Raw genomic sequence first — 13,545 nt, forward strand, 5'->3', positions numbered from 1 at the left:
GCTGGTATCACCCTCGGGTGCGATAGCCGCTGATGATCCCGAAGATGAACGCCATGAACAGCGCGAGCTGCACATGGCCATTGGGATCGTTCCAGCCGACGAGTTCATGACCGAAGCCGAACAGTCCGACGAACATTGCGAGTGCCAATCCAGCCATATTTCCCCCATTTCGAGGCAAAGGCTATGCCGCACTCCTTTCCGCAGGCTTGTTAACGAAGGTTAACGCGCGCCCGGCAGCGGTGAACACGCGATATTGCGCCGAGCCCCCTTGCCCCTTTGCTGGCGCACGGTATAGGGCAGGCCATTCATTCTGCCAGGAGGACGCCGATGAAGGCCCGCATCCATGTGACCCTGAAAGACGGCGTGCTCGATCCGCAGGGCCGCGCCATCCACCATGCGCTGGAAGGTCTGGGCTTTGGCGGCGTGGAAGACGTCCGCGCCGGCCGGCTGATCGAACTGACCCTCGCCGATGGCACCAGCGATGCCGATATCGACGCGATGTGCCGCAAGCTGCTCGCCAACATGGTGATCGAAAACTACCGCGTCGAGCTGGTCTGATGAAATCGGCGGTCATCACCTTCCCGGGATCGAACTGCGACCGCGACCTGGCCGTGGCGATCGAGCGAGTCACCGGCCACGCGCCGATCCGGCTGTGGCATGGCGAACAGACGCTGCCTGAAGGCCTTGACCTGATCGGGGTCCCCGGCGGGTTTTCCTATGGCGATTATTTGCGCTCGGGCGCGATGGCCGCGCGTTCGCCGGTGGTCGGCGCTGTGATCGAGGCCGCAGAGCGCGGCGTTGCGGTGCTGGGCATCTGCAACGGCTTCCAGATCCTTACCGAAGCCGGCCTGCTGCCCGGCGCGCTGATGCGCAATGCCGGCATCCGCTTTGTCTGCCGTACGGTCGGACTGACAGTCGAGAATGCAAGCAGCCGCTTCACCAGCCTGTACCAGGCGGGCGAGACGATCCGGATTCCGGTGGCGCATCATGATGGCAACTACTTCGCCGATGATGCCACGCTCGACAGGATCGAGGGCGAAGGCCAGGTGGCGTTCCGCTATGCCGAGCCGGTCAACGGATCATCGCGCGACATTGCAGGCGTGCTCAACGCCAAGGGCAACGTGCTGGGCATGATGCCGCACCCCGAACGCATGGTCGAGCCGCTGCAGGGCGGGACCGATGGCGCAAGGCTGTTCGAGGCGCTGGCGCAATCGGTGCTCGAGCGCGCCTGACCTTCAGCGTCCGCGTCAGCCGAACAAAGCGGCGCGGTGATCGGAAAACATCTCGGCCACGTCCTCGGCGCCCATCGGGCGGCCGTAATAATAGCCCTGGATTTTCTTGCACCCCAGCTCGCGGATGACGCGGACCTCGTTTTCGGTCTCCGCCCCCTCGGCGGTGGTGGCCATGCCCAGGCTGTCGGCCATGGCGACGACCGCGCGGATGATCGCGATGCTTTCCTGCATCCCGCGCGCTGCGCCCTGGACGAAGCTGCGATCGACCTTGATCGTGGTGAACCGTGTCTTGCTGAGATAGCCAAGTGCCGAATAGCCCGTGCCGAAATCGTCGAGCGACAGCCCGACGCCCAGCGCCAGGATGCGGTCGAGCGTCTCGCCCGCGCGTGACCCCTCGCGCAGGAACACGCTCTCGGTAACCTCGAGTTCGAGCCGCTGCGGGGCGAGCCCCGTTTCGGACAGCGCCTCGACCACGGTTTCGACAAAGTCAGGCTCGTAAAGCTGCTCGGCGGAAACATTGACCGCAACGCGCACATCGGCCGGCCAGGACACCGCCTCGCGGCAGGCGCGGTGCAGCACCCAGTTGCCGATCGGCACCACCAGCCGCGCGTCTTCTGCCAGCGGGATGAAGCGCGCAGGCGACACCTGGCCGAATTCCGGGTTGTGCCAGCGCAGCAAGGCTTCGAAGCCGACCAAAGATTCGCTCGCGGCATCGACCACCGGTTGATAGGCCAGCGTGAATTCGTCCTTCTCGAGCGCCTTGCGCAGCGCCATTTCCATCACGCGGCGCTCTTCGGCATGGCTGTGCAGCTTGGGCTCGTAGACATTGTGGCGGCCGCCGCCCTCGTCCTTGGACCGGTAGAGCGCGAGATCGGCGCTGCGCATCAGCGTCTCGACGGTGCGCCCGTCGCGGACCCCGTGCGCCGATCCGATGCTGGCGCCGATGAACAGCGTGTGTTCGTCCACCTCATAGGGCCGCGACAGCACGTCGATGATGCGATGGGCGAGGTCGCCGATCCGCTGGCCATCGCCGGTATCGCGCATCACCACGGCGAATTCGTCGCCTCCCAGGCGGCCGCACATCTCGTCCTTGCCCATCAGCGAGCGCAGCCGCAGCGACACCTGCGCCAGCAAGCGGTCGCCGACAAGATGGCCGAGCGTGTCGTTGACCGACTTGAACCGGTCGAGATCGATCATCAGGAACCCGCAGCGCGTCTTCCATTGCTCGCACTCGTTCAGCGCGCGGTCGAGCGCTTCGGTCAATTGCAGGCGGTTGGGCAGGCCCGTCAGCGTGTCATAGCGCGCCAGCCGGGCGATCTTCTCGGCGCTTTCGCGGCTTTCGGTCACATCGGAGCCGACCCCGCGAAATCCGATGAACGCACCATTGTCGTCATAACGCGGCGAAGCCGACAGCTCCCACCAGAACGTCTTGTCCTCCCCCTGCACCTTGACCACCAGATTGGAGAAGCTCTCGCGCTTGGTCAGCTTGTCCGACAGCACATGCAGGCTGGGCGGCAGATTGCCGCTTTCCCATGCCTTGCCCGCGATCAGCTGGGTCAGGGGCATGCCCTCGATATCCTTGGCCTCGCGCCCGGCGGCAAAGGCAAAGCGCGGGCTGGCCGCGACGATCCGGCGCGAGGCGTCGATCTGCCACAGCCAGTCGGCATCGCCTTCCTCGAACTCGCGCAGCAACAGGCTGACGACCTCGTCCTTTTCGGCCAGGCCGACTTCGGACAGCTTGAACATCAGAAAGGCGCGGGCATTCTCGAACCCGGACAGCGCCAGCATGATGGAGAAGCACACGATCGCACCGATGGTCACGATGTCGCCGACGCGCGCGAAGGCGATGATCGATGCCACCATCAGCACCAGGTTGAACAGCACCGCGCCCAGCGGCAACGCGTTAAGCAGCAAGGTGCCGCCGACCACCAATGCAGCCAGTATGGTCCACACCGTGGCGAGCTCCATCGGTCCGGCCTGCGGCGCGAACAGCAATATCGGGATGGCCCAGACAAAGGCGATGAGGCTGGTGGCCGCAACCAGTTGCAGCACGAAGCGGCGGGCGACATGATCGTGATTGACCATGCCGCTCTGCCGATAGACGATGGCGGGAAAATACAGCGCCCCGCCCAGCATCGCCATCCACCCGGCAAGCTGCCAGAGCGGCACGAAACCGGCGAAAAGCTGGCACACCATCAAACCCAAAACCAGATTGGTCACCACGCGCAGAATCGCATAGCGAGCAAGCCCGGTATACTGGATCGCACGGAAGTGGTCCCAATCCCCCTCGGCAGGATCGCGCAGGCCAAGAATGGCCATCACGGGCAAATTGCGTGCCGTGGACGGGTTATGTTTGGTGGTGCTCACGCATCGGTTCTAGCCAAACAAAGTTAGCGAAGCGTAACCGGCAGATTTGTAAATGCATCGGTACGCGCGATGGCGTGGTGGGAGAGAGAGATGTCCACTTCGCCTGCAGCCGCGTGATGTCGCGCGCTGCAGGCAAAGGGAAAACCGGCCGCTCCGTCGATTGATCGAAGGACGTGGTTCAGATGACGGCCAGCATGATGACGGCGCTGCTGACGAAGGCAGCGGCCAGGTTGAATGCGATACGCATGACGAACTCCTGATGAACGGTTGGAATTTGCCGTGCAGACATCCTGCTCTCTGAAGCGGGAAATAGGTCATAACTTCTGTCATACAAGTGCAATTGTTTTCCATGCACTTGTGTTTTTTGCATGTCATTCGTCGTCGGTGAGGCTCGCTCTGGCTACTTCCCAGTTCCGGCCATCAAACGCTTCCACGTCGGCGGACAGGCCATGGTCGTCGTCCAGGCAGCGGAAATCGACCGACCAAGCCTGGGGATGCGATCGCGGCTGATAAAAGCTGCGGACCCCGCAGGTGCGACAGAACAGATGCTCCGCAGCACCGGTACCGAAGCGATAGCTGGAAAGCTCCCCCTGCCCCTGCAGCAGCCGGAAATTGCGGTGGGGCACGATCAGATGCAGGAACCCGGTCTTGTCGCACATCGAGCAATTGCACGCCAGCAGCCGCACCTGCGGCGCGACGTCCGCCTCGAATCGCACCGCCCCGCAGTGACAGCCGCCGGTGACCGTGACCTGCTTGTCAGCGCGCATCGCACGCGACACCTGCGGTCACTCCACCGTCACCGATTTTGCCAGGTTGCGCGGCTGATCGACATCAGTGCCCTTGGCGACCGCGACGTGATAGGCGAGCAGCTGGACCGGCACGGCATAGACGAGCGGCGCGATCAGCGGGTGGACCTTGGGCATCTCGATCGTGGCAAGACACCCCTCGCCTGCTTCGGCGAGGCCTTCGGCATCCGAGATCAGCACCACCTTGCCGCCGCGCGCGCGCACTTCCTGCATGTTGCTCACCGTCTTTTCGAACAGCGGGCCGGAGGGCGCGATGACGATGATCGGCACCGCCTCGTCGATCAGCGCGATAGGGCCGTGCTTCATCTCGCCTGCGGCATAGCCTTCGGCGTGGATGTAACTGATTTCCTTGAGCTTCAGCGCGCCTTCCAGCGCCAGCGCATAGTCCGGCCCACGCCCCAGATAGAGCACGTCGCGCGCCTGCGCGATCGTGTGCGCCATCGCCTCGATCTCGGCATCATGTGCCAGCGCCGCGTTGATCGCTGCCGGAGCCTCGATCAGATGGCGCACGATCTCGGCCTCTTCAGCCTGGCTGAGGCGCCCCTTGGCGCGCGCAAGATTGACCGCAAGCGCCGCCATCACCGCCAGCTGGCAGGTGAACGCCTTGGTCGAGGCCACCCCGATCTCGGGGCCCGCGTGCGTCGGCAGCAACAGATCGACCTCGCGCGCCATTGAGCTGGTGGGAACGTTGATGATGCCCGCGGTGGTCACCCCGCCCGCCTTCATGTGGCGCAGGGCCGCCAGCGTATCGGCGGTCTCGCCCGATTGCGAGACGACCACGCCCAGCATTCCGGGCGAGAGCACCGGATCGCGATACCGGTATTCCGACGCGACATCGACCTCGACCGGCACGCGGGCGAGCTGCTCGATCCAGTATTTGCCGATCATGCCAACATAGGATGCGGTGCCGCAGGCGATGATCGTCACCCGGTCGATGTCCGAAAGCTCGAAGTCCATCTGCGGCAGCGCCACCTGCTGTTCGACCGAGCGGATATAGCTTTGCAGCGTCTGCGCCACGACCACCGGCTGCTCGAAGATTTCCTTCTGCATGAAATGGCGGTGGTTGCCCTTGTCGATCAGCGCGCCTGTCACACCCGACAGCGTGACCTCGCGCTCTACGGGAGCGTTGTCGGCGTCAAAGACCTGCGCGCCGTCGCGGGTCAGCACCACCCAGTCGCCCTCTTCGAGATAGGCGATGCGCTGGGTCAATGGAGCGAGCGCCAGCGCGTCCGAACCCAGATAGGTCTCGCCCTCGCCATAGCCCAGCACCAGAGGCGAACCCAGCCGCGCGCCGATCAGCATATCCGGATACTGGCGGAACGCGATGGCGAGCGCGAAGGCGCCGCGCAGCTGCGGCAGTACGGCCTTGACCGCGTCCTGCGGGCTGTCGCCGGCCTCGATCCGCTCGCTCAGCAGATGCGCGACGACCTCGGAGTCGGTCTCGCTCTCGAAACGGCGACCGCGTGCGATCAGCGCATCGCGCAGCTGCTTGAAGTTCTCGATGATGCCGTTGTGCACCAGCGCCACTTCGTCCGTGGCATGTGGGTGCGCGTTCGATGTCGTCGGCGCGCCGTGCGTCGCCCAGCGGGTGTGCGCGATGCCGACATGGCCGGGCGCGGGATCCTTCGCCAGCACATCGACCAGATTGCGCAACTTGCCCTGCGCGCGCCGACGCACCAGCTGGCCGTCGTGCACCGTGCAGACCCCCGCGGAGTCATATCCGCGGTATTCCATCCGCTTCAAACCATCGACCAGATCGCCCACGACATCGCGCCGGGCGAGGATTCCAACGATACCGCACATTGAGGAAGGTGCCTTTCAAAGCTGATAGGGGACTCGGATACCCGGCATCTCTGCCGGAAAATCCTTGGTATTTCGTGTCACAAGCACCCGGCCGCGAATTTGCGCGGTGGCCAGGATGATGGCGTCCATGGCTTTCAAGCGTTGCCTTTCGCGACGCATGGAGGCAGCCCGCGCGGCTATTTCTCCATCGATCTCATCGATACCGAATCCGGACAAAAGCACTTCTGCCCGCTTCAAGCCAGTGCCTTGCCCCTTGGAAAGGACCTCAATCCAAACTGCTCGGCTTACCCATATCTTGCCAAATTCAGCCGCTCGCCGAAGTTCGGTTCGAGCTTGTGGGATGCCCCGAAGGGTATCGATCAAAATGTTGCTATCAAAGGTGAAGCTGCTCAAGGGTTTGCGCGCTTTGCTTTTTTATTTGGAGCCTTACTTTCTGGGGCGAACGAAGGCTTGTCAGACAAAAGAGATCCGTCGCCTAACTCTCGTCCATTCTCAGCCAACCAAGCCTTGTGCAACTCATGCTCTCGATCATCCTCCGCATCGAAAAGATCAGGAAACTCAGCCCGAACTTCAGGGTAATCAAAATCCCAAGGGCGCGTTGATGAAGCACGCTCGCGTCGTTGCCATTCGACTGCATCGCCGATGTCCTCGCGATCTTTCCACGCACCGAAACCCTGATCTATCCAGTCAAGAGGTGCTTGGGGACGATAAGCAGCGACCGCTTCGCGCAAAACTGCGGCGCGAGACTTGCCCTGCTCGGCAGCAAGCTGATCGAGCCACTTGATGTCATCTTCAGGAAGATCGGCGAGGATGCGGGGCATGGTGATATACTGATATCATATCATGATATCATGTCAAGCCGGATGCCGTCTCACTTACCCTCGCGCTTCTTCCGGCGCATCGCGTCGTGAAAGCGGTCGGCCCAGCCGGGCTTGACCAGCTGCTCCGCGCGGACAAGACGCAGTTCGCCATCGGCGACGTCGCGGCTGACGGCACTGCCTGCCGCGACAATGGCATCACGGCCAATCTTCACAGGCGCGATCAACGAGCTGTTCGATCCGATGAACGCGTTCTCGCCGATCACGGTCTGGTATTTGAAATAGCCGTCGTAGTTGCAGGTGATCGTGCCTGCGCCGATATTGGCGTTTGCGCCGACAGTCGCATCGCCCAAATACGTCAGGTGGCTGGCCTTGGCGCCGGGACCCAGCACCGCCTTCTTCATCTCGACGAAATTGCCGACCTTCGCCCCTTCCTGCATCTGAGCGCCGGGCCGCAGCCGCGCGAACGGGCCGACCGAACAGCCGCTGGCGATCGTCGCGCCCTCGATATGACTGAAGGCGTGGATCACGACGTTGTCGGCAATCGTGACCCCGGGGCCGAACATCACATTGGGTTCGATGACGACATCGCGGCCCACGATCGTATCGTGCGCGAACCACACGGTCTCAGGCGCAACCAGGCTCGCGCCATCGGCCATCGCCCGCGCGCGGCGGCGCGCCTGCCAGATGGCCTCTGCTTCGGCGAGCTCGGCGCGGCTGTTGATCCCGATCAGCTCGTCGGGGTCGGTCTCGACCACCACCGCGCGGTCGCCGTCCTGGATCGCCAGCATCACGATATCCGGGAGATAATATTCGCCTGCCGCATTGTTATTACCGACGCGGTCGAGCAGCGACCAGAGGTCGGCGGTGCGCACCGCAGTGACGCCGGAATTGCACAGCTTGACGCCCCGCTCGTGATCGCTCGCGTCCTTGAACTCGACCATCTTGGCGATATTGCCCGAAGCATCGGCGATGATCCGGCCATAGGCCTTGGCGTCATCGGGCGTGAAGCCCAGCACCGCAACGCGTGGGCCGTCCGCTGCGGAAAGCCGATCGGTCAGGCGGCGAATGGTGTCGGGTTGCAGGAACGGCGTATCGCCGAAGCACACGATTGCGATGCCATCGAAATCGGCCAGCGCCTCCCGCGCCTGCAACGCGGCATGCGCGGTGCCCAGTTGCTCGGCCTGGTGGGCGATGGCGACGCCGCGCGGCGCGACCGATGCCTCCACCTGCTCGCGGCGTGCTCCCACAACGACGACCTGGCGCGCGGCCCCCGCCGCGCTCAGGCTTTCCAGCAGGTGATGCAGCATCGGCAGCCCGGCAACAGGGTGTAGCACCTTGTGCAGATCGGACTTCATCCGTGTGCCCTGGCCCGCCGCCAAAATGATTGCAGCCAGCGCCTGCTCACCCATACTCTAAGTTCTCCGCGTTTCCCAAAGCAGATCGCACAAACCCTTGCCACGAACCGCTTGCATCTTCCACCTTTTTCGGGCGATGCAGCCTCTCATGACAGACTTTCCCTACCAAATCATTGGCTTCGACCTCGATGGCACATTGCTCGATACCAGCCCCGAACTGACCGTATCGGTCAACCACACGCTGGCGCTGGCGGGGCTGCCCACTTTGAGCCTGGAAGAGGTCAAGCCGATGGTTGGCCTGGGTGCCAAGCACATGCTGCAGGTGGGGCTCGAGCGCGCGGGCAACAGCGATCCGCAGGCGCTGCTCGACTATCTGCCGATCCTGCTCGATCATTATGGCGACAATCTCGGCAGCGGCTCCCCGCCCTATCCCGGGCTGCTCGATGCGATGGCGCGGTTTGACGCGATGGGGGTGAAGATGACCGTCGTCACCAACAAGTACGAAAGGTTCGCGGTCAAATTGCTGACCGAGGTCGGCCTGATCGACCGCTTCGCCTGCGTCATCGGCGGCGACACCATGGGCAAGGGCAAGTCCAAGCCCGATCGCGCGCCGATCGACGAGATGATCCGCCGCAGCGGCGGCGAGCCGGGATCGACGCCCGCCGCGTTCATCGGCGACAGCATCTATGACGTGATGGCCGCGCACAATGCGGGCATCCCTTGTGTTGCGGTGAGCTTCGGGTTCCTGCACCAGCCGGTCGACACATTGGGGGCCGATGCGATCATCGATCATTACAACGAGTTCATTCCGACGCTGCAGCAGATCGCGGCAAACGGCTGACCTAACCGCGATGCCCCTTGCGCCATTTGGTCCACAGGTGGCGCGCCAGCATCGCAGGCGGCATGCGCAAAAGGTGCGAGCGGATATAGAAGCCCTGGCGGGTAAGCTTGCGGGTCTTGCGGCCCCATCCGTCGACCGCGGTGATGCGGCGCAGGAAGAGCATGTCGCTCGCATGCACGGTATTGCGAGCCCGGTCGGGTCGTAGGAACATGATGGGAGTGGAGTAGAGCTGGGCCGACAGCCGCAGGGCCCGTCCCACTGCGTCGCTTAGTCCGTGCAGTCTGGCCCGCTCTGCCAGCGTTTCGGAGAACCCTGGCTCTTCGACAACGAACTGCCGCACCAGCCGGTCGATATCCCACAGGTTGCGCATCCCGCCGGACAGGTCCCCGTCCGCGATCAGGTGCGCTGCGGCGTGGCAGATGATGTCGGCGGGCGAGAGCACATACAGCCCCGAGGGAAGCAATCGCGCGCTGGCGACCAGCGCGGCGGCATCGGGCCTTGGCCCTGCGGTCAGCGGCAGGATCGTGTGGTGGACGTCGATCATCCGGTCCCGTGTTGCATGGATCAGCGGCGGCAGCTCGTGCATCCACTGACGGTAATAAGCATCGTCATAGGGATCGGGCTTGACCCACTCCCACCCCGCCTTGAGCAGCAGCGCTTCGACCTGATCGAGTCCGGCGCGCTCGACCAGGATATCGAGATCGCCGATCGAGCGACCTAAGGCAGCGTCGTATCCGGCCGCAGCAAAGGCGGTGCCCTTTAGCAGCACGACCTTGCCGGGATAATCGGCGAGCGCCATCGCTGCGCACTCGGCTTCCCACAGCGCCTGACGCTGGCCGGCGACATTGGAATGACGCACATCGGCAAGCACGCGGACGACATCGGGCGGCACCGGCGCATCGGCGAGCACTTCCGCCAGCGTTCCGATCAGCGAGAGTGCGCGCGCGGCGGACAGCAGATGCGTCCATCCGGTCGGATCGAGCCCGGCGACCGACCCCGGATCGGTGAGCGCGCGCGCGACCGACCAGCCATCGCTCATGCCGCGGCCGCCCTTGCCCCCAATTTGCCCCCCTGTTCGGACCACAGACGCTCGACCATCTCGACGCCCTCCTCGCCATCGGAATAATCGATGGCGCAGGCGGACATCGCGCGGACAAAGCCGGTCAGCGCATCGAACCCGCGTTCGCCCAGGGCGACATAGTTGGTCGAGGCCTGGGTGAGCCGGACGAAGCTCTCCGCCTCGTCGACCCGGCGCACCGCGCGCGGAAAGCCGAAGCGCGGGAAGAGCAGCAGCGCCGGCCGCGTCTCGCGCGCCATCAGCTCGACCGCCTCGGTGCGCGGGCGCAGGTGACGGATTGTGCCCTTGGGCGTCTCGCGCATCACCGGACCGAATCGGGTCTCGTCATCGACCTCGCGCTCCATCGCGGCGATCGCAGCGTTCTTGAGGCTGACCGGGCGCGGAAACGGCACGATCATCCCGCTATCCGGATCGAGCAGCACGAACTCGTCGCCCAGAAACCGCCAGCCGCGTTCGCCCAGCAGCGCCGAAAGCGTGGATTTGCCCGCGCCCGAGACGCCGGTCATCACCACCGCGCGGCCATTGCGCGATACCGCGCTGGCGTGCAGCAGCAGATGCCGCCGCCAGCCCAGAGCCATTTGCAGGTTCATCGCCATTTCGGCCGCGAGCAGCCCCTGTTCGAGCGGCAAAGGCGCGGCATCGGGCAGCGTGAAATCGCCCGCGATCGCCACCTGCGGCTTGACGAACCGGCGCAAGGCGGATGTCGCCTGCAACCGCACGGTGAAATCGGGAACACCCTCGTCCTGCGGGTAATCCTGATACAATGCGCGCAGCTGATCCACCGGCGCGCGCCAGTCACTGCCGATGCGGAATCGGGCCGGTCCGACAGTGATGGAACAGGAGTGGCGCATGCATCGCGCCTTACAGGCAGCGGGCACGCGGACAAAATGGAAACAGGGGGTTAGGCGGCCAAGTGCAGCGGATTTACATCACCCTGATGCAAGCGTGTCACGCATCGCGCGCGATCACGACCAGCCCCAGCGCGCCAAGCTCGGCAAGCCGCTCGGCGACCACCGCCTCGGGGGCTTCTCCGGGCTCGTCGCCGACGATATCGAACCGTTCCGCGACCAGCGCCAGCACCTGTGCGGGGGTCACCGATTCTCCCGGAGGCAGCTGCGCGAGCGCGTCGAGCAGATCGGGAACCGGCTCGGCGAGCAGATGGGTGATGCCGGAGGGCACGTGATAGATCGCCTCAAGCCCGCCGAGCGACACGCGCTTCAGCGCGGAAGCGGGCAAGGCTGAGAAGCGGGGCAAGGCCATATACGCGCGGCGCCTCGCAATCAGCGGCGAGGCATCTGCAGCGAGGCGTAGCAGGTAAAGCCGCTCTGGCCGTTCTGCAGCTTGCGGATATAGTTGAGATAGGCCTGAGACTGTTCGCGCGAGGCGCCCGGCAGGTTGCGCCCCTGCAGCGCCTGGCGCACTTCCTCGCCGGTGAAATCGCGCGGCGAAGGCGGGAACGCTCCCGGGGTATCTGGGGAGACCAGCTTGCCCGAGGCGTCGATGAACATGCCCTTTCCGCGCTCGGGCACGGGGATGGTGCAGTTGAGCACCGAGCCTGCGGTCTGCGCCAGCGCAGGCCGGATGCTGACCACGGCAGAGGTGGCGACTGCGCCGATCAGCAGCGTGCGCCGCGATGCCGCTGCGCGCATGTCGATCCCGCGCGAATCATCCTGGCCGGTATCACCCATTTTGCTGTCGTCAGCGCTCATATCTGCAATTCCCTGGTGCCCGGCACGGTCGGCGCACATGTTTGCACGAGCTTAAGGACCATCAACCGGCCAAGGCAAGGCATTTGATCCGGTGTCCTTTCACGGGACACGCCGGACGCCAGAGGTAAATCGCAAGGCCCCACCGCATCACCGATGGCGCGAATCCGCGCGGGCTGGTATAGCGGTGGCCCATGGGAGACACTCCGGGATCGGGATTGAATGGCGGCCGCTTTCTGTTCGCGACAGCTTTGCTGGGCGCGGGCGTGGCGATCAGCCAGTTCGGCAGCAACGGCATAGAGCAGGCGATGATCTGCTTTGCCGCAGGGCTTGTCGCAATCGTCGCGATGGCCGACCTGTCGAGCCCGGCCAAGCACAATCCGCAAGCTGCCGCTCCGATCCGCGAGCCAGAAATCAAGCCGATCAGCCAGCATCGCGATTTCACCAGCTTCATCGACGGGCTGGCCGATCCGGTGCTGGTGCTCACCGGAACCAATGTGCGCCGCGCCAACAGCGCCGCGCGCAAGCTGCTGGGCGAATATTGCGTGGGCGAGGATGTCCGACTTGTGATCCGCCACCCCGCCGCTGCCGATCTGCTGGTCGATACCAGCGCGGCGGCAGAAGGCCCGATCCAGCTGGTCGGCATCGGCAGCCGCGACCAGCGCTGGGAAATGCTGGTGCGCGACATGCCGGGAGGCGAGCGGATCCTGCATCTGTGGGATCGCTCCGGGGTTTATGCGGTCGAGCGGATGCGCACCGATTTCGTTGCCAATGCCAGCCACGAGCTGCGCACGCCGCTCGCATCGATCAAGGGCTTTATCGAGACGCTGGAGGACAACGAGGCCGGCGCCGATCCGGAAACGCGCGCGCGTTTCCTCAACGTCATGTTCCGCGAAGCCAACCGGATGCAGAAGCTGATCGACGATCTGATCTCGCTGTCGCGGATCGAGGCGGAGAAGTTCCGCGTTCCCGATACGCCGGTGGACCTGCCCGAATTGATGCGCGAGGTGCAGACCGTGCTGCGCCACAGCCAGCCCGATCGCGGCGCGGATATCGCGGTCGATATCGGCCCGGACCTGCCGCCGTTGCGCGGCGACCGCACCCAATTGTCGCAACTGCTGCACAATCTGGTGTCGAACAGCATGAAATACGGCCAGCCCGGCACCCCGGTGACGATGCGGCTGCGCTCGTCGCGCAACGGCGCGCTGGTGCGGCTGTCGGTCAGCGATTGCGGCGAGGGCATCGCGCCCGAACATCTGCCGCGCCTGACCGAACGCTTCTACCGCGTCGATTCGAGCCGCAGCCGCGCCATCGGCGGGACCGGGCTTGGCCTCTCGATCGTCAAGCACATCGTCGAGCGGCATCGCGGACGGCTGGAAATCGACAGCGAGGTGCAAAAGGGCACCACGATCACGATCACCCTGCCCGCCGACCCGCGCACCCCGCAGATCGACGGCTCCGGGTCGAATCCGGACCTGTCGGTCCCCGCCTGAGCCGGGCTGGCACACGCCTCCGGGGGCGTTGTCATAAATCCGT

The 13,545-nt window shown here is 64.5% G+C and carries 16 protein-coding genes; 4 read left to right on the top strand and 12 right to left on the bottom strand.

The features are described from left to right. Positions 1-7: 7 nt before the first annotated feature. Complete coding sequence (locus IP68_RS20425; protein ID WP_162892532.1) at positions 8-157, bottom strand: hypothetical protein; 150 nt, start codon at positions 155-157, stop codon at positions 8-10. 170 nt (positions 158-327) lie between these two features. On the opposite strand from IP68_RS20425, the gene purS reads away from it, so the two are divergent. Next, positions 328-558, top strand: coding sequence for a phosphoribosylformylglycinamidine synthase subunit PurS (gene purS / locus IP68_RS02855; protein ID WP_054133451.1), 231 nt, complete (start codon positions 328-330; stop codon positions 556-558). Continuing rightward, on the top strand, positions 558-1,232 hold the full coding sequence (gene purQ, locus IP68_RS02860) for a phosphoribosylformylglycinamidine synthase subunit PurQ (protein WP_054133452.1): 675 nt from the start codon (positions 558-560) through the stop codon (positions 1,230-1,232). The genes purS and purQ overlap by 1 nt, the downstream gene beginning before the upstream one ends. Positions 1,233-1,247: 15 nt before the next feature. Here the strand turns inward: purQ and IP68_RS02865 are convergent, their stop codons facing one another. The 7 genes from IP68_RS02865 to glmU form a co-directional block, all read right to left on the bottom strand. Next, positions 1,248-3,599: a bifunctional diguanylate cyclase/phosphodiesterase gene (locus IP68_RS02865; RefSeq protein ID WP_231683646.1), complete on the bottom strand. Its 2,352-nt coding sequence runs from the start codon at positions 3,597-3,599 to the stop codon at positions 1,248-1,250. 178 nt (positions 3,600-3,777) lie between these two features. Continuing rightward, positions 3,778-3,969, bottom strand: coding sequence for a hypothetical protein (locus IP68_RS20065; protein ID WP_150126177.1), 192 nt, complete (start codon positions 3,967-3,969; stop codon positions 3,778-3,780). Between the two features lies 1 nt (position 3,970). Next, positions 3,971-4,366 carry a GFA family protein gene (locus tag IP68_RS02870; protein WP_054133454.1) on the bottom strand — a complete coding sequence of 132 codons (396 nt, stop codon included), beginning with the start codon at positions 4,364-4,366 and terminating at the stop codon, positions 3,971-3,973. Positions 4,367-4,384: 18 nt separating this feature from the next. Next, positions 4,385-6,208 (bottom strand): glutamine--fructose-6-phosphate transaminase (isomerizing), encoded by a 1,824-nt coding sequence (glmS, locus tag IP68_RS02875; protein ID WP_054133455.1) that lies wholly within the window; start codon positions 6,206-6,208, stop codon positions 4,385-4,387. A 15-nt stretch (positions 6,209-6,223) separates the two neighbouring features. Next, on the bottom strand, positions 6,224-6,601 hold the full coding sequence (locus tag IP68_RS02880; protein WP_054133456.1) for a type II toxin-antitoxin system VapC family toxin: 378 nt from the start codon (positions 6,599-6,601) through the stop codon (positions 6,224-6,226). Then, the gene (locus IP68_RS19655) at positions 6,598-7,029 is read right to left on the bottom strand and encodes a ribbon-helix-helix domain-containing protein (protein WP_082382075.1); all 432 of its coding nucleotides are present in this window, start codon (positions 7,027-7,029) and stop codon (positions 6,598-6,600) included. Before IP68_RS19655 ends, IP68_RS02880 begins: the two co-directional genes overlap by 4 nt. A 50-nt stretch (positions 7,030-7,079) precedes the next feature. Then, positions 7,080-8,438 (bottom strand): bifunctional UDP-N-acetylglucosamine diphosphorylase/glucosamine-1-phosphate N-acetyltransferase GlmU, encoded by a 1,359-nt coding sequence (gene glmU, locus IP68_RS02890; protein ID WP_054133458.1) that lies wholly within the window; start codon positions 8,436-8,438, stop codon positions 7,080-7,082. Between the two features lie 94 nt (positions 8,439-8,532). Between glmU and IP68_RS02895 the strand changes: the two genes are divergently transcribed. Then, a complete protein-coding gene (locus IP68_RS02895) occupies positions 8,533-9,225 on the top strand; it encodes an HAD hydrolase-like protein (RefSeq protein ID WP_054133459.1) in 693 nt (230 codons plus the stop codon). 1 nt (position 9,226) lies between these two features. On the opposite strand, the gene IP68_RS02900 is transcribed toward IP68_RS02895, so the two are convergent. The 4 genes from IP68_RS02900 to IP68_RS02915 all read right to left on the bottom strand — a co-directional run bounded on the left by IP68_RS02900 (position 9,227) and on the right by IP68_RS02915 (position 11,991). Beyond that, on the bottom strand, positions 9,227-10,264 hold the full coding sequence (locus IP68_RS02900) for a nucleotidyltransferase family protein (protein WP_054133460.1): 1,038 nt from the start codon (positions 10,262-10,264) through the stop codon (positions 9,227-9,229). After that, complete coding sequence (locus IP68_RS02905) at positions 10,261-11,154, bottom strand: HprK-related kinase A (RefSeq protein ID WP_054133461.1); 894 nt, start codon at positions 11,152-11,154, stop codon at positions 10,261-10,263. The genes IP68_RS02900 and IP68_RS02905 overlap by 4 nt, the downstream gene beginning before the upstream one ends. A 97-nt stretch (positions 11,155-11,251) precedes the next feature. Continuing rightward, complete coding sequence (locus IP68_RS02910) at positions 11,252-11,563, bottom strand: HPr-rel-A system PqqD family peptide chaperone (protein ID WP_054133462.1); 312 nt, start codon at positions 11,561-11,563, stop codon at positions 11,252-11,254. 20 nt (positions 11,564-11,583) lie between these two features. Continuing rightward, the gene (locus IP68_RS02915; protein ID WP_054133676.1) at positions 11,584-11,991 is read right to left on the bottom strand and encodes a hypothetical protein; all 408 of its coding nucleotides are present in this window, start codon (positions 11,989-11,991) and stop codon (positions 11,584-11,586) included. A 212-nt stretch (positions 11,992-12,203) separates the two neighbouring features. On the opposite strand from IP68_RS02915, the gene IP68_RS02920 reads away from it, so the two are divergent. Further along, positions 12,204-13,502 (top strand): ATP-binding protein, encoded by a 1,299-nt coding sequence (locus IP68_RS02920; RefSeq protein ID WP_054133463.1) that lies wholly within the window; start codon positions 12,204-12,206, stop codon positions 13,500-13,502. The last annotated feature ends 43 nt before the right edge of the window (positions 13,503-13,545 follow it).

It is taken from the genome of Blastomonas sp. AAP25 (assembly GCF_001295965.1).
GTDB lineage: Bacteria > Pseudomonadota > Alphaproteobacteria > Sphingomonadales > Sphingomonadaceae > Blastomonas > Blastomonas fulva.

What these genes read in the sequence shown, in the direction of transcription:
- IP68_RS20425 (WP_162892532.1), bottom strand. Translation starts at nt 157, where the DNA reads ATGGCTGGATTGGCACTCGCAATGTTCGTCGGACTGTTCGGCTTCGGT.
- purS (WP_054133451.1), top strand. Translation starts at nt 328, where the DNA reads ATGAAGGCCCGCATCCATGTGACCCTGAAAGACGGCGTGCTCGATCCG.
- purQ (WP_054133452.1), top strand. Translation starts at nt 558, where the DNA reads ATGAAATCGGCGGTCATCACCTTCCCGGGATCGAACTGCGACCGCGAC.
- IP68_RS20065 (WP_150126177.1), bottom strand. Translation starts at nt 3,969, where the DNA reads ATGCAAAAAACACAAGTGCATGGAAAACAATTGCACTTGTATGACAGA.
- IP68_RS02870 (WP_054133454.1), bottom strand. Translation starts at nt 4,366, where the DNA reads ATGCGCGCTGACAAGCAGGTCACGGTCACCGGCGGCTGTCACTGCGGG.
- glmS (WP_054133455.1), bottom strand. Translation starts at nt 6,208, where the DNA reads ATGTGCGGTATCGTTGGAATCCTCGCCCGGCGCGATGTCGTGGGCGAT.
- IP68_RS19655 (WP_082382075.1), bottom strand. Translation starts at nt 7,029, where the DNA reads ATGCCCCGCATCCTCGCCGATCTTCCTGAAGATGACATCAAGTGGCTC.
- glmU (WP_054133458.1), bottom strand. Translation starts at nt 8,438, where the DNA reads ATGGGTGAGCAGGCGCTGGCTGCAATCATTTTGGCGGCGGGCCAGGGC.
- IP68_RS02895 (WP_054133459.1), top strand. Translation starts at nt 8,533, where the DNA reads ATGACAGACTTTCCCTACCAAATCATTGGCTTCGACCTCGATGGCACA.
- IP68_RS02900 (WP_054133460.1), bottom strand. Translation starts at nt 10,264, where the DNA reads ATGAGCGATGGCTGGTCGGTCGCGCGCGCGCTCACCGATCCGGGGTCG.
- IP68_RS02905 (WP_054133461.1), bottom strand. Translation starts at nt 11,154, where the DNA reads ATGCGCCACTCCTGTTCCATCACTGTCGGACCGGCCCGATTCCGCATC.
- IP68_RS02910 (WP_054133462.1), bottom strand. Translation starts at nt 11,563, where the DNA reads ATGGCCTTGCCCCGCTTCTCAGCCTTGCCCGCTTCCGCGCTGAAGCGC.
- IP68_RS02915 (WP_054133676.1), bottom strand. Translation starts at nt 11,991, where the DNA reads ATGGGTGATACCGGCCAGGATGATTCGCGCGGGATCGACATGCGCGCA.
- IP68_RS02920 (WP_054133463.1), top strand. Translation starts at nt 12,204, where the DNA reads ATGGGAGACACTCCGGGATCGGGATTGAATGGCGGCCGCTTTCTGTTC.